Annotated in this window: 27 protein-coding genes; 16 read left to right on the top strand and 11 right to left on the bottom strand. The window is 65.8% G+C overall.

Annotated features, from left to right (window positions below; all coding sequences use genetic code 11):
• Positions 1-97: 97 nt before the first annotated feature.
• On the bottom strand, positions 98-346 hold the full coding sequence (locus ACI2JH_RS03435; RefSeq protein ID WP_404735464.1) for a hypothetical protein: 249 nt from the start codon (positions 344-346) through the stop codon (positions 98-100).
• A gap of 164 nt (positions 347-510) precedes the next feature.
• Between ACI2JH_RS03435 and ACI2JH_RS03430 the strand changes: the two genes are divergently transcribed.
• From ACI2JH_RS03430 to ACI2JH_RS03420, 3 genes are all read left to right on the top strand, one after another.
• Entirely contained in the window at positions 511-1005 is a 495-nt protein-coding gene (locus ACI2JH_RS03430) for a lipocalin family protein (protein WP_101099351.1), read from the top strand.
• 4 nt (positions 1006-1009) lie between these two features.
• Entirely contained in the window at positions 1010-2224 is a 1215-nt protein-coding gene (locus ACI2JH_RS03425; protein WP_182656258.1) for an FAD-binding oxidoreductase, read from the top strand.
• A 231-nt stretch (positions 2225-2455) separates the two neighbouring features.
• Positions 2456-2971, top strand: coding sequence for a hypothetical protein (locus tag ACI2JH_RS03420; protein ID WP_101099286.1), 516 nt, complete (start codon positions 2456-2458; stop codon positions 2969-2971).
• Positions 2972-3040: 69 nt separating this feature from the next.
• On the opposite strand, the gene ACI2JH_RS03415 is transcribed toward ACI2JH_RS03420, so the two are convergent.
• On the bottom strand, positions 3041-3490 hold the full coding sequence (locus tag ACI2JH_RS03415) for a PepSY domain-containing protein (protein WP_349998662.1): 450 nt from the start codon (positions 3488-3490) through the stop codon (positions 3041-3043).
• A 121-nt stretch (positions 3491-3611) separates the two neighbouring features.
• Here ACI2JH_RS03415 and ACI2JH_RS03410 point away from each other — a divergent pair, with 121 nt between their 5' ends.
• Genes ACI2JH_RS03410 through ACI2JH_RS03400 form a run of 3 tightly spaced genes read left to right on the top strand, consistent with a single transcriptional unit; the run spans position 3612 to position 5903 of the window.
• Positions 3612-3908, top strand: coding sequence for a PepSY domain-containing protein (locus ACI2JH_RS03410; protein ID WP_182656260.1), 297 nt, complete (start codon positions 3612-3614; stop codon positions 3906-3908).
• A complete protein-coding gene (locus tag ACI2JH_RS03405; protein ID WP_404735463.1) occupies positions 3908-4570 on the top strand; it encodes a response regulator transcription factor in 663 nt (220 codons plus the stop codon). Before ACI2JH_RS03410 ends, ACI2JH_RS03405 begins: the two co-directional genes overlap by 1 nt.
• 10 nt (positions 4571-4580) lie before the next feature.
• Positions 4581-5903, top strand: coding sequence for a sensor histidine kinase (locus ACI2JH_RS03400; RefSeq protein WP_404735462.1), 1323 nt, complete (start codon positions 4581-4583; stop codon positions 5901-5903).
• A gap of 75 nt (positions 5904-5978) precedes the next feature.
• Here the strand turns inward: ACI2JH_RS03400 and speA are convergent, their stop codons facing one another.
• Positions 5979-7868 (bottom strand): arginine decarboxylase, encoded by a 1890-nt coding sequence (gene speA / locus ACI2JH_RS03395; protein WP_404735461.1) that lies wholly within the window; start codon positions 7866-7868, stop codon positions 5979-5981.
• Between the two features lie 175 nt (positions 7869-8043).
• Here speA and speE point away from each other — a divergent pair, with 175 nt between their 5' ends.
• The 6 genes from speE (at position 8044) to ACI2JH_RS03365 (ending at position 13284) form a co-directional block, all read left to right on the top strand.
• Positions 8044-8898 carry a polyamine aminopropyltransferase gene (gene speE, locus ACI2JH_RS03390; RefSeq protein ID WP_404735460.1) on the top strand — a complete coding sequence of 285 codons (855 nt, stop codon included), beginning with the start codon at positions 8044-8046 and terminating at the stop codon, positions 8896-8898.
• 230 nt (positions 8899-9128) lie between these two features.
• Positions 9129-9953 carry a sugar phosphate isomerase/epimerase family protein gene (locus ACI2JH_RS03385; protein WP_404735459.1) on the top strand — a complete coding sequence of 275 codons (825 nt, stop codon included), beginning with the start codon at positions 9129-9131 and terminating at the stop codon, positions 9951-9953.
• Positions 9950-10651, top strand: coding sequence for an AzlC family ABC transporter permease (locus tag ACI2JH_RS03380; protein WP_404735458.1), 702 nt, complete (start codon positions 9950-9952; stop codon positions 10649-10651). The genes ACI2JH_RS03385 and ACI2JH_RS03380 overlap by 4 nt, the downstream gene beginning before the upstream one ends.
• Entirely contained in the window at positions 10648-10992 is a 345-nt protein-coding gene (locus ACI2JH_RS03375; protein ID WP_320505665.1) for an AzlD domain-containing protein, read from the top strand. Before ACI2JH_RS03380 ends, ACI2JH_RS03375 begins: the two co-directional genes overlap by 4 nt.
• Before the next feature lies 1 nt (position 10993).
• Positions 10994-12295 carry an aminotransferase class I/II-fold pyridoxal phosphate-dependent enzyme gene (locus ACI2JH_RS03370; protein ID WP_404735457.1) on the top strand — a complete coding sequence of 434 codons (1302 nt, stop codon included), beginning with the start codon at positions 10994-10996 and terminating at the stop codon, positions 12293-12295.
• On the top strand, positions 12292-13284 hold the full coding sequence (locus ACI2JH_RS03365) for a PDR/VanB family oxidoreductase (RefSeq protein WP_404735456.1): 993 nt from the start codon (positions 12292-12294) through the stop codon (positions 13282-13284). The genes ACI2JH_RS03370 and ACI2JH_RS03365 overlap by 4 nt, the downstream gene beginning before the upstream one ends.
• A gap of 21 nt (positions 13285-13305) precedes the next feature.
• Here ACI2JH_RS03365 and ACI2JH_RS03360 read toward each other — a convergent pair whose 3' ends face one another.
• Positions 13306-14211, bottom strand: coding sequence for an aspartyl/asparaginyl beta-hydroxylase domain-containing protein (locus ACI2JH_RS03360; RefSeq protein WP_182656265.1), 906 nt, complete (start codon positions 14209-14211; stop codon positions 13306-13308).
• A 444-nt stretch (positions 14212-14655) separates the two neighbouring features.
• Here ACI2JH_RS03360 and ACI2JH_RS03355 point away from each other — a divergent pair, with 444 nt between their 5' ends.
• Positions 14656-15321 (top strand): kinase, encoded by a 666-nt coding sequence (locus tag ACI2JH_RS03355; RefSeq protein WP_404735455.1) that lies wholly within the window; start codon positions 14656-14658, stop codon positions 15319-15321.
• Between the two features lie 107 nt (positions 15322-15428).
• On the opposite strand, the gene ACI2JH_RS03350 is transcribed toward ACI2JH_RS03355, so the two are convergent.
• The gene (locus ACI2JH_RS03350) at positions 15429-15767 is read right to left on the bottom strand and encodes a P-II family nitrogen regulator (protein WP_042613243.1); all 339 of its coding nucleotides are present in this window, start codon (positions 15765-15767) and stop codon (positions 15429-15431) included.
• Positions 15768-15904: 137 nt separating this feature from the next.
• On the opposite strand from ACI2JH_RS03350, the gene ACI2JH_RS03345 reads away from it, so the two are divergent.
• A complete protein-coding gene (locus tag ACI2JH_RS03345) occupies positions 15905-16159 on the top strand; it encodes an accessory factor UbiK family protein (protein ID WP_404735454.1) in 255 nt (84 codons plus the stop codon).
• A gap of 116 nt (positions 16160-16275) precedes the next feature.
• Here the strand turns inward: ACI2JH_RS03345 and ACI2JH_RS03340 are convergent, their stop codons facing one another.
• The 4 genes from ACI2JH_RS03340 to ACI2JH_RS03325 form a co-directional block, all read right to left on the bottom strand.
• Positions 16276-18057 carry a peptidoglycan-binding protein gene (locus ACI2JH_RS03340; RefSeq protein WP_404735453.1) on the bottom strand — a complete coding sequence of 594 codons (1782 nt, stop codon included), beginning with the start codon at positions 18055-18057 and terminating at the stop codon, positions 16276-16278.
• Between the two features lie 86 nt (positions 18058-18143).
• On the bottom strand, positions 18144-18731 hold the full coding sequence (locus ACI2JH_RS03335; RefSeq protein ID WP_404735452.1) for a hypothetical protein: 588 nt from the start codon (positions 18729-18731) through the stop codon (positions 18144-18146).
• A 58-nt stretch (positions 18732-18789) separates the two neighbouring features.
• Positions 18790-19305: a hypothetical protein gene (locus ACI2JH_RS03330; RefSeq protein ID WP_191771144.1), complete on the bottom strand. Its 516-nt coding sequence runs from the start codon at positions 19303-19305 to the stop codon at positions 18790-18792.
• A gap of 218 nt (positions 19306-19523) precedes the next feature.
• A complete protein-coding gene (locus ACI2JH_RS03325; protein ID WP_404735451.1) occupies positions 19524-20561 on the bottom strand; it encodes a tartrate dehydrogenase in 1038 nt (345 codons plus the stop codon).
• Between the two features lie 6 nt (positions 20562-20567).
• Between ACI2JH_RS03325 and ACI2JH_RS03320 the strand changes: the two genes are divergently transcribed.
• A complete protein-coding gene (locus ACI2JH_RS03320; protein ID WP_404735450.1) occupies positions 20568-21608 on the top strand; it encodes a LysR family transcriptional regulator in 1041 nt (346 codons plus the stop codon).
• Positions 21609-21678: 70 nt separating this feature from the next.
• On the opposite strand, the gene ACI2JH_RS03315 is transcribed toward ACI2JH_RS03320, so the two are convergent.
• Positions 21679-22065 carry a glycine zipper 2TM domain-containing protein gene (locus tag ACI2JH_RS03315; RefSeq protein WP_404735449.1) on the bottom strand — a complete coding sequence of 129 codons (387 nt, stop codon included), beginning with the start codon at positions 22063-22065 and terminating at the stop codon, positions 21679-21681.
• A 176-nt stretch (positions 22066-22241) separates the two neighbouring features.
• Positions 22242-23192, bottom strand: coding sequence for a glutathione S-transferase family protein (locus tag ACI2JH_RS03310; protein ID WP_404735497.1), 951 nt, complete (start codon positions 23190-23192; stop codon positions 22242-22244).
• Positions 23193-23617: 425 nt separating this feature from the next.
• On the opposite strand from ACI2JH_RS03310, the gene ACI2JH_RS03305 reads away from it, so the two are divergent.
• The gene (locus tag ACI2JH_RS03305) at positions 23618-23887 is read left to right on the top strand and encodes a helix-turn-helix domain-containing protein (RefSeq protein ID WP_404735448.1); all 270 of its coding nucleotides are present in this window, start codon (positions 23618-23620) and stop codon (positions 23885-23887) included.
• Positions 23888-23896: the final 9 nt, after the last annotated feature.

Below are 23896 nucleotides of genomic sequence, written 5' to 3'. Positions count from 1 at the left end.
GCTTTGGAATCAGGCTGGAAAGAGACAAAACACGATACCGGCATGCGCGGACCACCGCGCCTGCGCGGACTATACGACGTGGCGGGTGGGGATCGGATCAGTACTTCAGGCGCAGCTCCTCCACCTGCGGCTGCTGGGCGGCATACCACTCCTGGAATTCTTCTTCAGGAATCTCTTCCGGGGCATACACCACGATCGGGTCCCAGGCGTGGTCGGTGGGCAGCGGCTGGCGGGGGCCGGCACGCAGCGTGTAGGCCACGCTCTCATGCTCGACCACCTCCTCGGCCTGCTCCCAGCTGGCGCGGACGAAGCTGGATTCGGATTTCAACAGGATCACCTGGTACATCGGCATTGCTCCTTGTCACTGTTCATCAGCATGGACCGGCGTATCTTCCCGATAAACCCGCCGGCCGCTACGCACTGTTGCGCCTACGCCATGGCAAGACGGTTTCACCTGTCCGTGGCGGCGGGCGCGGCAAGGTGGCCTACCGCTTCCGGGACGAGACCGACATGACCACCCACGACGACCTCAAAACCGTCCCCGACCTCAAGCTGCCGCGCTACCTCGGCACCTGGTACGAAATCGCCCGGCTGCCGATGCGCCACGAACCGGAGGCCTGCACCGACGTGTCGGCGCATTACAGCCTGCAGGACAACGGCAACATCCGCGTCCACAACCGTTGCCGGATGGACGGCGAGATCGAGGAAGCCATCGGTGAGGCGAGCGTCGTGGACAACGACAGCGCGCGGCTGGCGGTCAGCTTCCTGCCCAAGGGCCTGCGCTGGCTGCCGTTCACCAAGGGCGACTACTGGGTGATCCAGATCGCGCCGGATTACAGCGTGTCGCTGGTCGGCAGTCCGGACCGGCAGTATCTGTGGCTGTTATCGCGTACCCCGCACCTGGACAAGACCGTTCGCGACCATTATCTGGCCAGCGCCCGCCAGCAGGGCTTCGATCTGTCCAAACTGATCGACACCCCGCACACCGGCAAGCCGACGGCCTGACCCCATGGATCTTAAAAGCGGCTATCCGTACTGGTCCGTCCGCAACGGGCTCATCCAGGCGTTCCCTCCGCTTGAAGCCGACCTGCACTGCGATGTGCTGGTGGTCGGCGGCGGCATCACCGGCGCACTGATCGCCGATGAACTGTCCGCTCATGGGCACGGGGTGACGGTGATCGAACAGCGCGATATCGGCTGGGGCAGCACGGCGGCGAGCACGGCCCTGCTGCAGTACGAGATCGATACCCATCTGATCGACCTGGCGCGCCAGTATGGCGAGGACGATGCCGCATTGGCCTACGAGGCCTGCGCGCAGGCGCTGCCGCAACTGCGCCACGTCACCCGCGGCCTGTCCGGGGTGGACTTCAAGCAGATGGACAGCGTGTACGTGGCCAGCAAGACCCGCCACGTGCCGGTGTTGCAGGCCGAAGGCGCCGCACGCCGCCAGCACGGACTGGACGCGCGCTGGCTGGATCGCGGTGCACTGCGCGAGCGCATGGGGATGGATGGTGATGGTGCGCTGCTGACCCGCCAGGCCGCCCGGGTGGACCCCTACTGCCTGACCTACCGGCTGCTGGAGCGGGTGAAGCGGCGTGGCGGACAGGTGCACGACCGGACCGTGCTGCATTCACTGCAGCCCACCGCGCGCGGCGTCACCGCACGGACCGAAGACGGAATGCAGGTACGCGCCGGGCACGTGGTGCTGGCCCAGGGATACGCCAACCAGCGATGGCTGGACACGCGCGTGGCGCGCAACCGCAGCAGCTACGCTTTGATCACCGATCCACTGCACGCCGATGAACTCGGGCCGCTGGCCACCACCATGGTCTGGGAAAGCGCGCGGCCGTATCTGTACCTGCGCAGCACCGGCGATGGTCGACTGTTGCTGGGCGGACTGGACGATGCGGTGGATGTCCCGGCACGCCGCGACCGCCGCGTGGATGGCAAGGCGGACAAATTGATGAAGGGTCTGAAGCGCTGGTTTCCCTCGCTGGACCCGGTATCGGCGTTTGCATGGGGCGGCACGTTCGCTGAAACCGCCGACGGCCTGCCTTTCTTCGGGCCGCATGCGCAGTGGGGGCCCCGCGTCCAGTTCGCGATGGCCTACGGCGGCAACGGGATCACCTATTCGATGATCGGCGCAGGCCTGCTGCGCGCGAACATCGAACGCAGGCGCCACCCGCTGCAATCGCTGTTCGGCTTCGAACGGCTGGAGCGCTGATCTTAAATCCACGCCGGTCCTGCCGTCCGGCACGATGACGTCTTCCCGCCCGGCACGATGCCCGGTAGCGCCGAGCCACGCTCGGCGAGCGCAGCGGCGCCTTTGTTGCCCGCCGAGGATGGCTCGGCGCTACCCTGCAAGCGCAACGACAGGCATCATTCAACCAGCAGCTGCTAGCGTCGCCATGAGGGCCCGCGTGCCCTGCCCCGTCCGCTGCTGGAGCGTCGTGCCATGATCCGCCCCTTGATCCTGCTGTGCCTGGCCTGCGCCCCCTCGGCGGTGCTTGCGCAGAGCGCTGCCGGCGCAACCGGCCCGCAGTCGGCCACCGGCCTGAACTTGGCCGTGCCCAGCGAACCGCTGCGCTATCTCAACGATCCCAGCTTCCAGCAGGACGCCCCAGGCACCTATTACGGCGACAAGAGCGGCCCCCGCGCACGTGGCGGCAGCGATAACGGCATTGCCGAGGTCACCGATGACAAGCTGCGCGTTTCGGGAAGTGTCAGCACCGGCATCGGCTACTCCGAAGGCTACGGCAACAGCCACTACAACGCGGCCACGCTGAACCTGAGCAAGAACTACACCACCGACGAAGGCAAGACCCGCGGGGTCAACGTCAACATCCACGTCAGCGAAGGCAAGGGACCGGGTTTCTTCGGTCCCTGGGATGGCCCGTATGGCGGTGGCTTCGGCGGCGGCTATGGTCCGGGCCCCGGCTACTGGGATCGCCCGCCGCCGTTCGGCTGGTAAGCAGCGTTCAACCGCTGCGCTCGCCGAGCATGACTCGGCGCTACCGGTCCGGGCCTGATGGCGCGTGGATCAATCCAGCCAGCCGTCGCGCTCGCTGTCCAGGATGCGGCCATCATGCCCGCTCAGGCGCACGTCCACCTTCTGGTTGCGCGCGTTGCGTGCTTCCAGCTGCCACGTCGCACCATCTCGCTCCACCGAATGGATGTCCGTCAGGCCCTGCTCCTTGGCCTTGGCCAGCAGCTGGTCGATGTTCAGCTGGGTGCGCCCATCGAACTCGTCGAAGATCTCGCCCGTCTTCGGGTCCACATACACTTCGCGGAAGCGACCATCGTCGCGGGTCACGTCGGCTTCCCACAGCCCGTCATCCTTTTCGATCTCGTGGATGCGGCTGTAGCCGGCGTCGCGCAGCTTCTGTTCCACCTGGGCCAGGCCCAGCGGTGCGGCATGGGCGGTGACCGCCACGGTGGTACCCAGCAGGGCGGCAACGGTGGCGCCGGCAATCAGGGACAGCTTGTTCATGGTGTTCTCCGGAAAGATGGACCGCGGCGGGTCCGGCCAACACAGTCTGCCCAGCCCACCTAACAGCCACCTAGCCCGGGCTGTTAGCCAACGGTTAGTCCACTGCGCTATTGATAGGCGCATGTATCCGTTGAAAACCCTTGTCGTGATCGCGCTCGCGCTGCTGCCCGCCATGCCGGTGGCGGCAGGCGACGACCATGCCCAGCAGACCGCACGGCGTGCCGTGGAACAGGGCCGCTACGTACCGCTGGAAGACGTGGTGCGCGATGCCATCCGGCGCCATCCCGGCACGCTGCTGGAAGTGGAACTGGACGATGCCGTGTACGAAGTCGAGATACTGCGCGCCGACGGCGTGGTGGTGGAGCTGGATTATGATGCGCGCAACGGCAAGCTGCTGAAGACCGAACTGGACGATTGATGCGGATCCTGCTGGCCGAAGATGACCACGACCTGGCGCAACGCCTACGGCCCCTGCTGGAGCAGGCCGGCTTTGTGGTGGATACCTTCGCCGATGGCCGTGCGGCCGAAGAACATGGCCAGGTCGAAGACGTCCAGGCGGCCATCGTGGACCTCGGCCTGCCGGGCCTGGATGGCCTGAGCATCATCGAACGCTGGCGCGGCAATGGCCGCACCTTCCCGGTGCTGGTGCTGACTGCACGCGGGCGCTGGCACGACAAACTGGCCGGATTCGATGCCGGTGCCGACGACTACCTGACCAAGCCCTTCCAGCCTGACGAACTGGTGCTGCGCCTGCGCGCGTTGATACGCCGCAGCACCGGCCATGCCACTCCGCGCCTGCAGTGCGGACCGCTGCAGCTGGACGTCAACGCGGGCCGCTTCAGCCTGCACGGCAGCGAGCTGGCACTCAGCCCGCAGGAATTCCGGCTGCTCGGTTATTTCATCCACCACGTGGATACGGTGATCAGCCGTGAGCGGCTGGGTGAGCACGTGTTCGACAGCGGCTTCGATCCCGATTCCAATGCCCTGGACGTGCTGCTCGGGCGGGTGCGGCGCAAGCTGGACGTCGACCTGATCCAGACCGTGCGCGGGCAGGGCTGGCGGCTGACGGCACCCGCATGAGGGCGGCACCATGAAGCGCGCCTCGCTGCGCAACCGGCTGCTGCTGGCGGGCGGGCTCGGCCTGCTGCTGGTCACCGCACTGGCCACCGCGTTGCTTGGCCATCTGTTCGAGCGTGCCGCGCGTGACAGCCTGGATGCGGCGCTGGAGCAGGACCTGCTGACCGTGCTGGCACAGGCCGAAGTCAATCCGGACGGGCGCGTGGTGCTGCGCCAGGAACCCAACGAAGCCCGCTTCCAGCGGGTGTTCTCCGGTGCGTACTGGCAGGTCGGCGCGCCCGATGGCACGCCCCTGCTGCAGTCGCGCTCATTGTGGGATGAAAGCCTCACCGCGCCGGCCGCAAGCAGCGCGGGCATTGCCGCCGACATCACCGGTCCGCTGCAGCAGCCGCTGCGCGTGCTGGCCCGCGAAGTCCGCCTGCCGCGCGCACAGGCGCCGCTGCAGGTTCTCGTGGCGCTTGATCGCAGCGACCTGCAGGCCCAGGTGGCGCAGTTCCGGCAACGCAGCGCGTTGGCCCTGGCGGTGCTGGTCGCCGTCTGGCTGGCGGTGCTGGCCAGCCAGATCCACTTCGGCCTGCGCCCGCTGCGGCGTCTGGGGCAACAGGTGGAAGGCGTGCGCCGCGGCGAAGCCCAGCGGGTGGATACCCGCGGCTTGAGCACGGAGATCGCGCCGCTGGCTGAGGAACTCAATGCCCTGCTCGACCACCACCAGCGCATGGTGGCGCGGGCGCGTACCAGCGCACAGGACCTGGCCCACGCGCTGAAGACACCGCTGAGCGTGCTCGCCGCTGAAGCAGAACATCCCGGTGGCGACTGGCAGCAGACCGTGCGCGCGCAGGGCGGGCACATGCAGGCCAGCATCGAACGCTACCTGGCGGCAGGGCTGGCGGTCGATCACCGGCAGCGCGCCGACGTTGCCCCGGTGGTGCAGTCGCTGTGCCGCCTGATGGGCCGCGTTCACGGTGGGCGCGGCGTGCACTTCAGCAGCGATACCATCGATCCGGCACTGCGCTTTGCCGGCGATGCCGCCGATCTGGAGGAAATGCTCGGCAACCTGCTGGACAACGCCGGCAAGTGGGCCATGCAGCAGGTGCGGGTCAGTGCTTCGGTGGACGGGAAACGGCTTCGCATCGACGTGCGCGATGACGGTCCAGGGCTGCAGGAATCACAGCTGCAGACCGTGCTGCAGCGGGGCGTGCGGCTGGACCAGCGCGAAGACAGCAGCGGCCTTGGCCTGGCAATCGTCGGCGACATCGCCGCCAGTCATGGCGGCGAGCTGAAACTGGAGAACGCCTCACCCGGCCTGCGCGCCACCCTGTGGCTGCCGGCGGGCTGACCCACCGGTAGTGACGGCCGCTGGCCTGGTGGGTGGTCACCCACCAGAAGAGGGTCGTCACCCACCACATCCGGCTTACATCAGCGGTTCGTCGGACAGGTACGTGTAACCGGTCAAACCGGCTTCCAACGCCTCGGACAACTCCTTCGCGCGTTCGTCCGTCAGACCTGCTGCGGCCACGCGCTCGGCGTAGGTCGCGCGCAGTTCGGCCAGGCTGTAGCCCACGTAGTCCAGCATCACATCGGTGGTGTCACCACGGCGCTGCTGGGTGATTGCATAGCCCTCCGCGCCGGCACGGACTTCCACCGCATCGGTATCGCCGAACAGGTTGTGGATGTCGCCCAGGATCTCCTGGTACGCACCGACCATGAAGAACCCGATCCGGTAACTTTCACCGGAACGCAGCGCATGCAGCGGCAGCGAACTGTCCAGGCTCTCGTTGCCGACATAGGTTTCCACCATGCCGTCCGAATCGCAGGTCATGTCGGCGATGATGCCGCGCCGGTCCGGCTGCTCGTCCAGTCGCTCGATCGGCACGATCGGGAACACCTGGTCGATCGCCCACACGTCCGGGATCGATTCGAACACGCTGAAGTTGACGAAGTACTTGTCCACCAGCCGCTCGTTGAGCTCGTCCAGCACCGGCCGATGGCTCTTTTCGTCGAAGCTCAGGCGTGCACGCACGGCATGGGCGATGGCATAGAACAGGTCGTCGATGCGCGCGCGCTGCGGCAGGTCGATCTGGCCCAGCGCATAGCTGGACAGGCCTTCGGCATGGAAATGCTGGGCTTCCTGGAACAGCTCGATTGCCGGGCGCTGGCCCAGTTCGGAATGGATCTCGCGCAGGTGGCGGATCGATGCCGGCTCGTCGTCGTGCTGGTCCGGCACGCGGCCTTCCATCGCCTGTTCCACCTCGGACACGTTGGCGATCAGCACCGCGTGGTGGGCGGTCATCGCGCGGCCGCACTCGGTGACGATGCGCGGCGGCTTCAAGCCGTGTTCCTTGCAGGCATCGGCCAGCGGCTGCACGATGCTGCTGGCATACGAATTGAGCCCGTAATTGATCGAGCAGAAGCTGCGCGAACGGGTGCCTTCGTAATCCACGCCCAAGCCACCGCCCACGTCGACGTGGGTGATCTTCGCGCCAAGCTGCGACATTTCCACGTAGTAGCGGGTGGCTTCGCGCATGCCGTTGGCGATGTCGCGTACGTTGGAGATCTGCGAACCCATGTGGAAGTGCAGCAGGCTCAGGCAGTCGGCGTATTCGGTGTCTCGCAGCGACTTCCACAGGTCCAGCAGCTGGCGCGGGGACAGGCCGAACTTGGCCTTGTCGCCGCCGCTGTTCTGCCACTTGCCCGCGCCCAGCGAGGCCAGCCGCATGCGCACACCCAGGCCCGGCTTCACGTCCAGCGCCTTGGATTCTTCCAGCACCAGCTTCAGCTCGGACGGCTTCTCGATGACGATGTAGGTCTGCAGGCCCAGCTTGCGGCCGATCAGCGCCAGGCGGATGTACTCGCGGTCCTTGTAGCCATTGCAGACGATCAGCCCGCCCGGGCGCGACAGCGCCAGCACGGCCATCAGTTCCGGCTTGCTGCCTGCTTCCAGGCCGAAGCCTTCGCCGTGGTGGCTGGCCAGGGTGCCGGCCACGCCGCGATGCTGGTTGACCTTGATCGGGTACACGGCGGTGTAGCCGCCCGGGTACTCCCAATCGGCCTGGGCCTGCGCGAAGGCGGCCTGCAGCTTGCCCAGGCGCTGGCCCAGGATGTCCGGGAAGCGCACCAGCAGGGGCAGTTTGGCCCCGTTGGCGCGCGCCGCATCGACCACGTCGGGCAGCGAAACCACCGGGCCATCGGCCCCGGTCGGCCTCACCACCATGTGCCCGGCCTGATCCACGTCGAAGTAACCGTCCGCCCAATGCGGGATCGAGTAGGTCTTGCGGGCTTGGTCGAGGGACCAATCGGTCATTGAAGTCGGCCTGGTTGGTAAAAAAGGGGGTGCATGATAACCCCTGATCGACGAAGGGTTCGTTATCATGCGCGCCCGCGCCCGTGGTCGCTGCCTGGACCTGAACGGGCGGGCCGCCCTGCGGCCCCGCTTCCGCCAGCCCGGCGTCCCATCCTCCGAAAAGGATTGCTCCTCCATGACTGACAACAGCAACTGGTATATCGAACACTTCGAGCGCACTGGCTCGGCCATCGGCTATCGCATCACCGGCAAGCTGGACGAAGTGCAGTCGCCGTTCCAGAAGATCGAGATCTTCCAGACCACCGACTGGGGCAACCTGATGACCATCGATGGCGCCATCATGTTGACCAGCAAGGACAACTTCTTCTACCACGAGATGATCAGCCACCCGGTGCTGTTCACCCACGCCGCGCCCAAGCGCGTGGTCATCATCGGCGGCGGTGACTGCGGCACCCTGCGCGAGGTGCTCAAGCACAAGAACGTGGAGAGCGTGACCCAGTGCGATATCGACGAGCAGGTCACGGTGATGGCGCGCAAGCACTTCCCGGAACTGTGCGATTCCAACGATGACCCGCGCGCCGAACTGATGTTCGACGACGGCGTGGCCTACATGGCCAACTGCCCGGCCGGCAGCGTGGACGTGGTGATCGTCGATTCGACCGACCCGGTCGGCCCTGGCGAAGGCTTGTTCAACAAGGCCTTCTACGAGAGCTGCTTCAAGGCCCTGAAGGACGACGGCATCCTGGTGCAGCAGTCCGAATCGCCGCTGATGCAGCTGGAACTGATCAACGAAATGCGCGCCGAGATGGGCAAGGCCGGCTTCGGTTCGTTCAAGACGTTGCCGTTCCCGCAGCCGTGCTACCCCACGGGCTGGTGGAGCGTGACGCTGGCGCGCAAGGGCGAAAGCGGGTTTGATTTCCGCCAGTCCGACGCCGCTGCAAAGGGCTTTGACACGCTGTATTACACCGCCGCGCTGCATACCGGCGTGCTGGTGACGCCGCCGTTCGTGCAGGCCGCGCTGAAGGGCTGATCGGATCGAGGGTGGATAGGGCCGAGCGACCTCGGCCCTATCGCAGCAGCAGCCCGCTTACCGCGCACACCGGCAAACCGCCACCGCCTGGGACGTTATTGACCGACATACGACGCGTTCTGCCCCGCGCAGAGTAGCTGCACATCCTGCAGCGAGCGTCGACCATGGGCAGCCCGGTTTCCGATTACGCAGCGTTCCCCCCTTCTTCCGCCGCGTCATGGCCGGACTTCATGGCCGCGGCCGCCCAGCAGGACTACCTGGACGCCGAGTCGGGCCTCGCGCGCGCCTTGCAACAGGGTTACAGCCACTGGTACGTGGACGGAAGCCTGCACGGCGAACGCCCGGAAGATTTCCCACCAGAGCGCCTGGAAACACTGCTGGATCTGATGCAGCAGACCGGCATGCGGCCGATCTACCACGGCAATTTCAAATCTCCGCTCGGCAGCGACGTCCCGGCGCTGGCTACCGCCGCGCTGCACTATGCGTGCCGCGAAGTCGATATCTGCAGCCGGCTGAGCGGCGCGCCACTGATCGTGCATGGCGGCGGGGTGGTGGAACCACGGCTGGTTGCCGACGTGCGCCAGGCGGGGCTGCACCAGCTGATCGCCAACCTCCGCGCACTGGTTGCCTATGCCGCACCGCGCGGCGTGCAGATCTGGCTGGAAAACCTGTGCAACTACACGCGCTTCCATCCGTTCTATTACATCTGCACCACCCCCGATGAAATCGCCACGGTGCTGGAACAGGTCCCCGGCCTGCATCTTTTCTTCGATGTGTCCCACGCCTACGTCAACGGCGGCGACCCGGTGGCGATGTTCCGGCGCTTCCACCCTCGCACCGTCGGCATGTCCTTCAGTGACAACAACCAGGATCGCGACGCGCACTTGCCGTTGGGCGCCGGCAACTTGCCCTTCGGTGCGCTGGTAGCCGCCATCTCAGCCGCGCGCTGGCGGGGCGTGGTGGGGTTTGAGACCCGTGGCGGCACGCTCGCCGAAAGCGTGAAACTGCTCAATGGGTTGCGCCCCCCTGTTGGCGATCAGGGAGGCGTGGAATGAATGCCTCGCCAGCCGCGCGCAGCAGCTTCCTGCAGGGGTGCCGCGACTCCCTGCCCGTCTGCCTTACCTTCGGATTCCTGTTTTCCTCGATCGGCGCGCTGGCCAGCAAAGCGGGATTTTCACTGTTGCAGGCTACCGTCATGACCCTGACCGTCCACGCCGCCCCACTGCAGGCCCTGATCGTCCAGCAGTCGGACACGCTGGGGCTGGTCGCCCTGCTGGCGGCCACGGTGCTGGTCAATTTCCGCTTCGTCATCATGTCCTCGGTGCTCGCCGAGCAGTTCCAGCATGTCAGCCTGGGGCGGTCGCTGCTGTCGGCACAACTGCTGTCCATTTCCACCTTCACGCTTTCCAGCCGATGCGGCAAAGGGCCCGGCGATGTGTACGCCTACTACCTCGGGTGCGGCACCACGACGCTGGGCTGCGCCATCGCGGCCACCGCAGCCGGCCACCTCATCGGCGCGACCCCGTCAGCGCTGGTAGCGCAACTCGTCACGATCATCCTGCCGGTGCACTTCACCGCGCTGGCCTGCCACGCTGCCGGTGGAAACCGGGCACTGCAGGCGACCGTGGCCGGCTTCGTGCTCACTCCGTTGATAGGCGGGCTACTGGGAAGCCTGCATGTGCTGGTGGTTCCGATCGGCATTGCCGTTCTGCTATGTGCGATGGATAACCGCTCACAGAGGGCTGCGCCATGAACGGCTGGCTCCTGATCGGCACCGCTGCCGCCGCGTCCTACCTCATGCGTTCCATCCCGCTGCTGGTGTTCCGGCGACTGACCCTCTCCTCGGAAAGCCCGGTGGTCCGGTTGCTGCAGCATGCGGCCTCGGCGGTGATGGGCAGCGTGATCTACCTGGCCCTGTTCGGCGAATCCTTCTTTACGCGGCCTGTGGCGCATCTGCACGATGCCGACGCGCTGTTGAAGCTGGCAATCGTCATCCTCGCGGGCGGCCTGGCGTTATGGCTGCGCAGTGTGTTCCGCCCCCTGATGGCCTGCACCGCACTCTACGCGGCGGCCTTGCTGCTGGGAGTCGGCTGAGATGACCGGCCCCGCCCTTCCCTCCGATGACCTCGGAGAACTGCAGGCATGGCATGCCGCCTGCCGGGACGCCCCGTTGGCGGTGGACATGACCCGTGGGCTGCCCTCTGCCGAGCAGATCGCGCTGTCGCACGCGATGTTATCGCTGCCGGGGCCGGCGCCGTTTGACAGCGAGGACGGCCAGGACTGGCTCAACTACGGCGGCCAACAGGGAATTCCCCAGCTACGGGCCCTGCTCGCACCGTTGCTGCTCGGCGTGCCGGCCGCTCAGGCCGCAGTGGGCGGCAACAGCAGCCTGGCGCTGATGCACGCCGCCATCGGGTTGGCGTGGCGTACTGGCCTGCCCGGCCACGCCCCGTGGGCAGCGGCCAGGCAAATCCGCTTCCTCTGCCCGGTTCCGGGGTACGACCGCCATTTCGCCATCTGCCGCGACCATGGCATTGCGATGGTGCCGGTACCGATGGGCGTCGATGGTCCTGACATGGACCAGGTGGAGAGACAGGTGGCCCAGGATCCGCTGATCCGGGGGATGTGGTGCGTGCCACGGCACTCCAACCCCTGCGGTGCCACCTATAGCGAGGAGGTGCTGCGCCGGCTGGCAACGATGAAGACAGCAGCAGCGGACTTCACGCTGTTCTGCGACAACGCCTATGCCGTCCATGACTTCGCTCCGCAGGCGTCGGCGCCGCCCGGCCTGTACGACGCCTGCGCGACGGCCGGCAATCCGGATCGCGCGCTGCTGTTCGGTTCCACCTCGAAGATGACCATCCCCGGCGCCGGTATTGCCCTGTTGGGAGGCAGTGCGCGCCTGCTGGACTGGTGGCTGGCGGCGCAGCGGGCGTGCACCATCGGGCCGGACAAGGTGAACCAGGTGCGGCATCTGCGTTTCTTCGGCGACGCAGCCGGGGTTTCCCGCCACATGCAGCAGCACGGCCACATGCTCCAGCAGCGGTTCGCGCAGGTCCTGAAGGTTTTCGCGCGGCGGCTTTCAGCGCTGCAGGACGTGCACTGGAGCCGGCCATCCGGCGGCTATTTCATCACCCTCTGGGTACCGCCCGGTTGCGCCCGCCGCGTCGTCCGCCTGGCCGCTGAGGCCGGCGTGGCGATCCTGCCGGCGGGAACAACCCACTGCAGCGGCACCGATGCCCGCGACCGGTGCCTGCGCATTGCGCCGTCACGCCTTTCACCTTCCGACGCAGCTCAGGCCGCCGCCATCATCGCAGGGTGCGTGTTGCTCGCCTGCGCGGAAATGTCCAGCGCTCCAGGCCGTGATGCCTCAAACACGCTGAAGGGTGTCCCGTGAACGCCCCCCTTTCCGACACCACCACGGCATTACCGCAGGCCGCGTGGCAATCCACGTTCGTGAACCGCCTGCAGCGTCGCAGCAGCCGCGTCATCGTAATCGAGCTCGTTCCCGCCACCGCCCTTCCGCTGGCAGGATTCACTGCGGGCGCGCATGTCGACCTGGCGCTTCCGGATGCGCGGGTGCGCAGCTATTCGCTGATGAATGCGCCTGAGCATGCCCGCTGTTACCAGTTGGGCATCCTGCTGGCTGCCGAGGGACGGGGCGGATCGCACTACCTGCATACGCAACTGCGCGAGGGCGATTCCCTGCAGGCCTCATTGCCGCGCAATGCGTTCCCGTTGCATGAGCCGGCAGAAAACAGCGTGCTCATCGCCGGCGGCATCGGCATTACCCCGCTGCTGTGCATGGCCCGGCATCTTGCCGCACGGCAGCGTCCGCTGCATCTGTACTACAGCGCGCGTTCGCGGCAGGACGCGGTCTTCCTGCAGGACCTCACCCCGTTGGGAAACGCGCTCACCTGCCTGTTCGACGATGAATGTGGGGGCCCGCCCGATCTGCTGCCACTGCTCGCGGCGCATCCGCCTGCTACGCATTTCTACTGCTGTGGGCCGGGGCCGATGCTCGACGCGTTTGGGCTGGCCTGTAGGCGGCTTGGCATCACGCGTACCCATGTGGAACGCTTCAGCGCTTCTTCGCGCCTGCCCGGCAGCCTGCCCCCCAGGGGCTACGACGTGGTGCTGGCTCGCTCGCGCACGCGGCTCCATCACGATGGCCAGGGAAGCCTGTTGGACTTCCTGCTGCGCAGCGGCGTCGCCATTCCCAATGGCTGCCACCAAGGCGTCTGCGGCAGCTGCGCCACCCGGGTGGTCAGCGGCGAGGTCGACCACCGCGATGGCATCCTGAGCGAGCACGAACGACAGCATTCATCACTGATGCTGCCCTGTGTGTCCGGTTGCCGTGGAACGCAGCTGGAGCTGGACATCTAGCCCGGCCCGGACCAGCCAGCGTCAGATCGCCCAGATGCCCGCGATGACCGCCACCACCAGACCCCACTTGATCGCGTGGTAGGCGAACGCACTGCGCGCACGCAGCGCCTTGGCCTTCAGCCGCACCTTGTAGACGCCGCCGAACGCCTTGTTCACCCCACCGGTCGGGTCGCCCGGCAGGTTCGGCGAGGCGCCACCGGCCAGCAGCGTGGACGCCACCGCCCGGTTGAACAGGCCAGGCAGGCCGAAACGCAGCGGACGGGCGATATCGCAGAACAGGATCACGCGGTCCTGCTCGGTCTCGTTGTGCGCGTGGTGGATGTAGGTCTCGTCGAACATCATCCATTCGCCATCGCGCCAGCTCTTCCGCACGCCATCCACCTCGATGTAGCAGCGGTCATCGTTGGGTGTGCTCAGCCCCAGGTGCAGCCGCAGCGAACCGGCGAACGGATCGCGGTGCGGGCGCAGCTCGCTGCCCGGCGGAAGCTGGGCGAACATCGCCGCGCGCACGTCCGGGATCGACTCGATCAGCGCCACGGTCTGCGGGCAGAACTGCTTGGCCGATGGATGCGACGGGCCGTACCAGCGCAGGTAGAAGCGCTTCCAACCACGGCGGAAGAACGAATTGAAGCCGGCATCGTTGAAGCTGCTGGAGGCGGCGATCTTCTGCGCATCGCGCAACGCCAGCGCCTCGTCGCGGATCACGGTCCAGTTCTGCCGCAGCGGTTCCAACTGCGGGAACTCCTTGCCCGGATCCAGGAACGGCGTGGTCGGCACCTTCGAAAACAGATACATGACCACGTTGATCGGCGCCATGAAGCTGGAGTGGTCCAGCAACTGGCGCGACCAGCGCGCGCGGACCTTGCCGCGATAATGGATGTACAACACGCAGGCGATGAACAGCACGGCCAGCACGATCTTGATCATTGATGATTCCTCCGGCGGGGGCCGGACGCAGGTGGGCAGGAAACGGGCGCGCATGCAGCCGCGCCGGTAACGCACGGGGACGGGGGACGTGCCGACCAGGCGGTCCGACCAGGCGCGCAGGGAACGCGCAATGGTCGGCAGCTGGGCGACGCCGGTCAAGCGCCGTAGGGCGTTGGCAGCGTTGCACGGGTGACTGCCACGTCCGCATTCATGTCCGGTTTGGTTTGAAGCGACCGCCGCCCAAGGCGCAACCTGTTGATGGATAACGAACAAAAAACAAATGAGACAAGATTGTCCGAGTGGTATGACGCACTGTTGCGCTGCCGAACCCGTCACAATTATTCAATAGAGAACTGGCGGGTACTAAAATTAGCGCCTCCGCTAATGCCCTTCCACCGGTTCGCTTGACGCTCTGCGCCACCCACCGGGCTGTCAGAGAACGTCATGGACACCCCTGTTACTTCCCCCTCTCCGATCTGCGGCGACGACGCCGCGATGCCGCTGCTGCTCAAGCGCGGCGAACGTTTCCTCGAACCGGACGTCTATCGCACCTGCATGGACGGACAGCCGGCCGTGGTGAAGGACTACACGCGCTATCGGGGCACGCCGCTGTCCCTGCTCGCGCGCGTGCTGGTGCATCACGAAGCCCACATGTTGCAGCGCCTGAACGGCTGGAAACATGCGCCCGCCCTGCTGGGCACCATCGGCGGCCTCGCGCTGGGCATGGAGTTCATTCCCGGGGAGACCCTGAGTACCGCGCAGGCGGTGGGCGGTGAGGTGTTCGAACAACTGCAGCAGGCGCTGGACCGCCTGCATGCCGCCGGCATCACCCACAACGACCTGCATGGCACCAACGTGGTGGTCAGTGGAGGGGTGCCGGTGCTGCTGGATTTCACCTCGGCCTGGCGCACGCCGCGCTGGCTGCGGCGTAACCCGATCAGCCGCCAGCTGAGCCGCAGCGACCTGAAGAACCTGGTGAAGATGCGCCAGCGCCTGACCGGCCAGCGGCCCAGCGACGCGCTGGCCGCGCGCGTGGCCGACCCGGGCTGGGTGGCCGCCATCCGCCAGGGCTGGAAGCGCGTCTACGCGTGGGCAAAACGGGTTGGTTAGGTAGCGCCGAGCCCTGCTCGGCGGACTGCTGACGCGCTGCTGCGCCCGCCGAGCATGGCTCGGCGCTACCAGACAGAGCACGGCTCGGCGCTACCGATCAGCGGGCGTTACAGCGCGTCTGCGTCCAGTTCGCCAGTACGGATGCGCACCACGCTGCCCAGCTCGTACACGAATACCTTGCCGTCGCCGATCTTGCCGGTGCCGGCCGCCTTGACGATCGATTCGACCACGCTCTCCACCTGATCGTCGGTAACGGCGACTTCCAGCTTCACCTTGGGCAGGAAGTCCACCACGTATTCGGCGCCGCGGTACAGCTCGGTGTGGCCCTTCTGCCGCCCGAAGCCTTTCACCTCGGTCACCGTGATCCCGGTGACCCCGCGCTCGGCCAGCGCTTCGCGCACGTCATCGAGCTTGAACGGCTTGATCACCGCCATGACCATCTTCATCGTGGATCCTCCTGTACTCGGCCGCGAGGATAGCGCCTGTGCGCCTGCAGTGGCGAGAGTATCCTTGGCATCCCTCATTCGTAATGCACGTGGCGCCCGCCTGTGGTGGCGGCCACGCGGCAGCCCCAGGAGCCCCCATGATCGACCTCAACCAGCTGGATGACCTCGCCCGCCGCCTCAGCGACCTGGTGCCGCCGGGCCTGCGCCAATCGCGCGAAGAGCTGCAGTCCACCTTCAAGAGCGCCCTGCAGGCCGGCCTGTCCAAGCTGGACCTGGTCACCCGGGAGGAGTTCGACGTACAGCGCGCGGTGCTGCTGCGCACGCGCGAGAAGCTTGATGCACTCGAACAGGTGGTCGCCGCGATGGAAAAGCCGCAGTCCCCGGCCGAGTGACATAGCGGTAGGTGGGCCGCCCTGCTTCGGTGGGCGAGCAGCTTGCTTCGGTGGGTGACGACCAACGGTCGTCACCCACCGGATTCCCACCAGACTCCCACCGGTGGAATCGCGCCTCAGCGCATCGCCACCGCAGCGCGCTGTTGCTCTTCCTGGCCCTGCTGCACCTGGGCACTCATCCGCTCGCCCAGCAGCGTGGCACTGGTCTGTTCGGCGGCAGGCGCCGGCTGGCTCATGTCCACCATCGCGCGGAAGCCCGGCGTGGTGCCCATCACGAACGCCTTGCCATCCTGCACCGCAACGCCCTGCAGCTTCTCCGGGCTGTCGATGCCCGCCTGCTTGGCCATGTGGGTGATGTGCGCGGCCATGTCGTTGGACACCGCTGACGGCAGCTGGCCACGGATCGCCGCATGCAACGGGGTGTCCGCATGCCCGGCTTCGCCCAGCTGCGGTCCACGTACCGGCGCCTCATGCGAATGCCCGTGCGTGGGCTGCCGACTCTCACCCAGACGACCCAGCGTCTGCGGCCCGGCAATGCCATCGGCCTTCAGGCCATTGGCCTGCTGGTAGGCAGTCACCGCATCGCGCGTGTGGTCGCCGAAACGGCCGTCCTCGGCCAGCCGGTTGCCGTTGGCATCGCGGATGCCCTGACGGTTCAGCTCCTGCTGCAGCTTGGCCACTTCTTCGCTGCGTGCGCCGTGGCGCAGCACCGATGAGGCCTCCTCGGCGCGTCCCTGTCCGGCTGCGGCACCGTCCTGCACGCGGCGCTGGTCCCAGAACGCTTCCGGGCTCTGCAGCCTTCCGGCCGGGTCCTTCAGTTGGTAGTGCACGTGCTGGGCGTACTGATCGGCACCATTCGGGCCGCGTCCCCCCATCGTGCCGATCGGCTGGCCGGCCTGGATGGTCTGGCCTTCCTTCACCTGCACGTTGTTCATGTGCAGGATCTCGTGCGAGTTGCCCTGCGCATCCAGGATCTTCACCGTGCCGTAGCTGCCACCGGCGAAGGTCACCTTGCCCGAGATCGGCGCGTTGATCGTGGGATGCTGCCGATTGACCCCGGTCTGGCCACCGACATAGTTGAAGTCGGTGCCGCCGTGGTCCTTGGCACCGCGTTCCTCACCGTAATGCCCGGTGATGTGCGGCTTGACCCCGTTCTGGGGCGGCAGCATCACCTGCATGGTGTGCTGGAACGATCCCGTCTGCTGCTGCGCTGCCTGCGCGGCAGCAACGCCAGCCACTGCGCCACCGGCCACGGCGGCGGCCGCGCCCACGGTCTGCGCCGGCGAAGCCTGCGTCTGCGACTGGCTCTGGCCCTGCGACTGACCCTGCGACTGCGCCAGGCGCTCCTTGACGAACTGCTCGTACTCGGCAAGGCGCGGCATCACCTTGCTTTCGGCCAGCCCCAGGCCACCGTAATCACGGGTCGGGCCATCGTGGTGGTACTTGTAGATGTACTCCTCGCCCTGGCCGCGACGCTGGGCCAGCTGGCGGTTGTCGATGAAGTGCTGCACCAGCGCATCAGACTGCGCTTCCACATCGAAGCGGTTGCCGTTGTTGAGCTGGTAGGCGTTACCAGTGCCATCGATGAACTGGCCCAGCCCGGAGGCGGACGTGGTGCCGGCGGCAGCATCCGGATTGAAGCCGGATTCGACGCGGGCGATGGCCAGCACATGCGCGGTCTCGCGCGGGGAAAGCCCGGCTTCGCGGGAAGACTCAATCAGCGTATCGATCACGCGTGACTGCACTTCCGGCGAGGCATCGCCCCAACGGCGCGATTCACCGTGCAAGCGGCCATCGGTCTGATCGATAGGCTCGCGGTAGTGGCTATAGGGTTTTATCTGATCACTGCGGTATCCGGCCCCGCGGGGCTGGATCATGTTCTGGTAGATGTCAGGCATAGCGGTGCGATCCATTCTATGAAAAAGGGAATTTCCTTAAGGGGTGTTGCTCCAGGTGAAACGGTGCAGCGTGCTTCCTATCACTTTCAGGGCTTGAAGTAGGTCACCTCCGGATGGGTCACGCCGAGCTTGGCCAACCACTGCTCGTACTCGTCGTTGTTGGGTTCCTGCGAGGGCGCCTCGCCACGGAGCGGTGGGGTGCTGTGGGTCAGCTGCTTGCCGTCGGCGTCATACAGGTAGAACCATTCGCAGAACTGGCAACCGAACGGCAGCTCGCCGTACTGCACGACGAAATACGGCGTGTTGTCCTTGTCCTGCACGCAGGCCAGGCCCACGGCGGTGTAATCGGTCATCTCGGCCGGCTTGTCCAAGGTGCGGCGCTGGCCGTCCTTTTCGATATCCAGCCGCGTCTGCGGCGAGGCGTCATTGCCCTGGTCAGGCAGCCCCGCCACGGTCAGGCGGGTTCCCTGGCATTCGATGTGCATTCCTGTGTCGTCCTGCTGGGTGGAGGGGGTCGTGGAAGCCGTGGCGGGTGCCGCCGGGGGAGCAGCGGTGGCACCTGCAGGCGGGTTGGCCGCCGCAGCCGGTGCGGCCGGCGTGGACGGTTCAGCCGCCGGATCGCTGCAGGCGGCCAACAAAAGCATCAGGGCAGGGGCGACAAACTTTGACGTCATGCGTCGTGCTCCGGGAAGCGGCGACAGGGCCTGTCAGCAGGCCCTGCCGCCAATGGCATCAGATCGATTGATCGTCCACGCTCTGCAGCTGCCAGCACGGCTTCTGCGCGAACGTATAGATCTGCTGGTCGCTGGTGTTCGGCTTGCGGATGAGCACCTGCACGCTGCCATCGGCCTGCGGTGTGACCTGCAGTTCGCGGCCTTGGCGCGACAGCGCCGCCGGGTCCGGAATCACCGGCCACTCCACCTCCGCCAATGGCACCTGCCTGGTCACCTTGGCCGGCTCGGGCTGGGCGTTGGCATCGATGGATTCGGTGAGCAGCGGGTCGGCGACGGACTTCTCCTGCAGGGCGATGTCGTTGCCGAAATGCGCCAGGAAGGTATTGAAGTCGGCATGCGGGCACTGCGTGGCCGCATCAGCCGGCGCAGTGGGTGCGGTGGTTGCCGCAGTAGTGGCCGGTGCCGGGGTAGCCGGCTGTGTTCCTGCCGGCGTCGTCGGCTCGGTGGGTTTGCACGCGGTAAGGGCCAGGCCCAGCGAGAGCGCCAGCAGCGCGAGAGAGCGTGATTGAGACAACGGATCCTCCTGATCGGTCGTTCGCGCGCCTACGGCGGCGCGCGGGTGCATGGAGCATACCGGGAGACCTGTTAAGCGATTTAGACAGTCGTGAAGGCGTGCTTTCTGTCACATTTTCACGCACACTGAACGCGGCGTAGAACGGCGCAGGCCCTGCAGTCGGGTCCGCAAGGGCTCGGCGTGGGGGCCCGCGCACACGACGCTGACACGCCGACGACTCAGCAGCTGGAAGCCGCTTCGCGCTGGCCTGCCACTGCCCTTGCCACCGCCTCACCCAGCTGCGCCGTCGTCGCCTTGCCGCCCAGATCCGGCGTCAACGGCCCCTGCGCCAGCACGCCTTCAATCGCCGCCATGATGGCGTCGTGCGCCTCCTCGCAACCGAGGAACTTCAGCATCAGCGCGCCCGACCAGATCATCGCGATCGGGTTGGCGATACCCTGCCCGAAGATATCCGGTGCCGAGCCATGTACGGGCTCGAACAAGGATGGGAAATCACGCTCCGGATTGAGGTTGGCCGATGGCGCCAGGCCGATCGTGCCGGTGCAGGCTGGGCCCAAGTCGGACAGAATGTCGCCGAACAGGTTGCTCGCTACCACCACGTCGAAGCGCTGCGGCTGCAGTACGAAGCGCGCGGTGAGGATGTCGATATGCTGCTTGTCGACGGTGACCTCTGGATAGGCCGCCCCTACCGCATCCGCACGGCCATCCCACCACGGCATGCTGATGGCGATGCCATTGCTCTTGGTCGCCACGGTCAGGTGGCGGCGCGCACGCGACTGCGCCAGTTCATAGGCGTACTTCAGCACGCGGTCGGCCCCGTGGCGGCTCATCACCGTTTCCTGGATGACGATCTCGCGCTCGGTGCCGGCGTACATGATGCCGCCCAGGTTGGTGTACTCGCCTTCGGTGTTTTCGCGCACCACCAGGAAGTCGATATCACCCGGCTTGCGCCCTGCCAGCGGGCACGGCACACCTTCGAACAAACGCACCGGGCGCAGGTTGATGTACTGGTCGAATTCGCGACGGAATTTCAGCAGCGATCCCCACAACGAGACGTGGTCCGGCACTAAGTCAGGCCAGCCGACCGCGCCAAAGAAGATCGCATCCATGCCTTGCAACTGCGTTTTCCAGTCGCCGGGCATCATCTGACCGTGCTGCTGGTAGTAATCGCAGCTGGCCCAGTCGATGTGGGTGAACTCCAGGTCCAGCTGGAAGCGGCGTGCAGCGGCTTCCAGCACACGCAGGCCCTCGGGCATGACCTCTTGGCCAATACCATCGCCAGGGATGACGGCAATCTTGAAGGTCTGGGTCATGGGGGTCTCGCAGGGAAAAGGGGTGTTCCCGATGCTAGGCATTCACGGATCGCATTACTATTGGCGCAACCGTGGTTTGATCGTGCCCATTTCGTGAACAACATCCCGCCCATCGATGACCTTCGCGTCTTCGTCATCGTCGCCCGCCGCGCCAGCTTTCGTGCTGCCGCGTTGGAACTGGGCGTATCCCCCGCCTATGTGACCAAGCGCATCGGGCTGCTGGAAGCCACGCTCGGCACCAAGCTGCTGCATCGCACGACGCGCAAGGTGAGCATCACCGAAGAAGGCGAGCGCGTGTTCGGCTGGGCGCAGCGTGTGCTGGATGACATGGACAGCCTGGTCGAGTCGGTGGCTGCCAGCCCTGCCCTGCCGCGCGGCGTGTTGCGGGTCAGCAGCAGCTTCGGCTTCGGGCGGCAGGTGGTCGCGCCCGCGCTGGCGCGCATGGCATCGGCGCATCCGGAACTGGCGGTGCGGCTGGAGCTGTTCGATCACCTGATCGACATCGCCGACGAAGGCTTTGACCTGGACGTGCGGATCGGCGATGAGATCGCGCCGCAGTTCGTCGCAACGCGGCTGGCTTCAAACCAGCGCGTGCTGTGTGCGTCTCCGGAATACCTGCAGCGACGTGGCACGCCGCGCACGCTGGCCGAGCTCGTTGCGCACGACTGCGTGGTGATCCGCGAGCGCGATCATCCGTTCGGCGTGTGGCGGCTGGAAGGGAGTGCCGGGCGCGAGACCGTAAAGGTTACCGGGCCGATGTCGACCAACCACGGTGAAATTGCCGTGCAGTGGGCGATGGAGGGATTGGGCATCGTGCTGCGCTCGACGTGGCAGGTAAATGCGATGCTTCGCGATGGCAGGCTGGTACGCGTTCTTCCCGATTATGGCCAGGAAGCAAACATCTGGGCGGTATATCCCGAGCGACTACGCAGCTCAGCCAAAGTGCGCGCCTGCGTAAGCTTCCTGCAGGACGCGCTGGCTCGGTCGTGACGGCTGGCCTTCAACCCGATCCTTGACTGGTAGTGACGGCGCTGGTCGTCACCCCGATGCCGGAATCAACTCAGCGCCAACCACCATGATGGCGATCATTCCCACGACGGCCGTTGTTCCAATGACGGCGGTCATCGCGACGGTCGTGACGGCTGCTGCGCTCGTAGCGGTAGTCGCGGTCATAGCGACGATCACGGTCGTAGCGATAGTTGCGGTTGTCGCGGCGATCCTTGGTGGTCACGTTGCCGATCGCACCGCCGGCCACCGCACCGCCTACGGTCATCAACGGATCACCATTGGACAGGACGTGACCTGCGACACCACCGACCACTGCACCGATCGCAGTGTTCTTGTCCTTGCGCGACATGGCATCGGCGTCGCTGGCGACGGTAACGCCGGCGGTGAGTGCCAATGCCAGGGCCAAGCCACGGAATACGGAAGCGGTTGAGGTAAGCATCGTCAAATCCTCCAACAGGACAGGTGATCAGTTGCGGGAAGCGGGCGTTGTGCTGTCCCCGCACGGTTCAATCTCGTCGCCGAAGATTGCCGGAACATTGCGTACCCGGACATGAACCGACCCCTGTTCAGGTTGGGGCGGGCATCGTCGCGAGCAAGGCAAATCACCCCCCCCCCTCAGTAGGGCACCACAGGGCCTGCCGGCACGATCCCGGACGGATTGATGTGTTTGTGGCTACCGTAGTAATGATGTTTGATGTGCTCGAAATTGACCGTCCCCTCCACCTCCGGGATGGCCATCATGTGTTGCACGAACGCATGCAGGCCGGGGTAATCGGCGATTCGCTTCACGTTGCACTTGAAGTGCACGTAATAGACCGAGTCGAAGCGGATCAGCGTAGTGAACAGCCGGATATCCGCCTCGGTCATCACCCCGCCGACCAGCCATTGTTGATCCGTCAGTAGGCCATCCAGCCAATCCAGTGTTTCGAACAAAGGCCCGATGACTTCGTCGTAGGCTTCCTGCGTGGCGGCGAAGCCGGCCTGGTAAACGCCGTTGTTGAGCGTTTCATACACCCGCTCGTTGATGCGATCGATCTCCGGCCGCAGCGCTTCGGGATAGTAGTTGCCTGGTCGTGCGCCCAGGTGATCGTAGGCGTCGTTGAACATGCGGATGATGTCGGCCGATTCGTTGCTGACGATATCCCCCTCGGTGCGGTCCCACAGCACGGGGACGGTCACTTTCCCGGTCATGCCGGGCTTGGCGGCCTGATACAGCTGGTGCAGGTACTGCGCGCCGCGCTCGGGATCGGGCGTCACCAAGGGGCCCGGCGCGAAGTTCCAGCCGTTGTCGCCCATATGCCAGTTCACGATGGACAGCGGGATCAGCGGTTCCAGCCCTTTCAGCGCGCGAACGATCAACGCGCGATGCGCCCATGGGCAGGCCAGGCTGACGTACAGCCGGAAGCGCTCGGGTTCTGCAATCAGCGCCGGTTGCCCGTTTGGCGCGACGCCGCCATCTGCGGTGAGCCAGCGGCGGAAGGTGGATTCTTCGCGATGGAAGTGCCCGTCTTCGCCGGCACCGCCCGCGGTACCGGTCTGCCATTCGCCATTAACCAACATGCCCATCGGGGGAGCCCTTTGTTTGAAGTCGGTTTCCGTTCTAACGCAGGCAGCGGCAACGTAGTGTCGAGCTTGCTCGACACTGTGTGGCAAACTCTGCAAGGCGCAGCGGAGCGAGTCCCTTTCAGTCAATGGAGTGACAGTGATATGGCGGATAAGAGCAGGCAGACGTTCCACGTGATCATGGGTGCGGTTGCGCTGGTGTATTGCGTTCTCTTCGCGGGCTATCTCGTCGGCAAGGATCTGGCGAAACGGGAAAACCGCGTGAGTGAAGCCGCGAAACGCTGATAGGTGATCGTCAGATCGGAACAGCCCCATCAACACATCCGGGCTGGCTAGCGTGGTTACGCGCGTAATCCTTACAATCTTGAGGATTGTTGACTAAAGTAGCCCCGCCAGGTCAGAAATCCGAACGATTGGCAGGATTCCGCATGAAGATCACGCTCAAGAGCTATGAGGACCTGGGCCCGCTGGTTCGTGCCACGCGTAAGTCTCAAGGCATGCGCCAGGACGATACCGCCGAAGGTGTCGGCGTCAGCGAGAACTTCCTCGCCAAGGTAGAGCGCGGGGGAGGAACCGTGCAGTGGCAGAAGCTTTTTCAGGTTCTCACCGAGCTGGGCATCCGCGTAGAAATCGACGTGCCAGACACAGCAATGGCCATGCTGCAGAAGCAGGTGAAGAAGCGTGGTGCCGCGAGATAAGCCAGCGTT

The organism is Stenotrophomonas sp. NPDC078853 (assembly GCF_044901215.1).
In the GTDB taxonomy this organism is placed as follows: Bacteria; Pseudomonadota; Gammaproteobacteria; order Xanthomonadales; family Xanthomonadaceae; genus Stenotrophomonas; species Stenotrophomonas lacuserhaii.
This window is presented reverse-complemented; position numbering and strand designations above follow the sequence as displayed.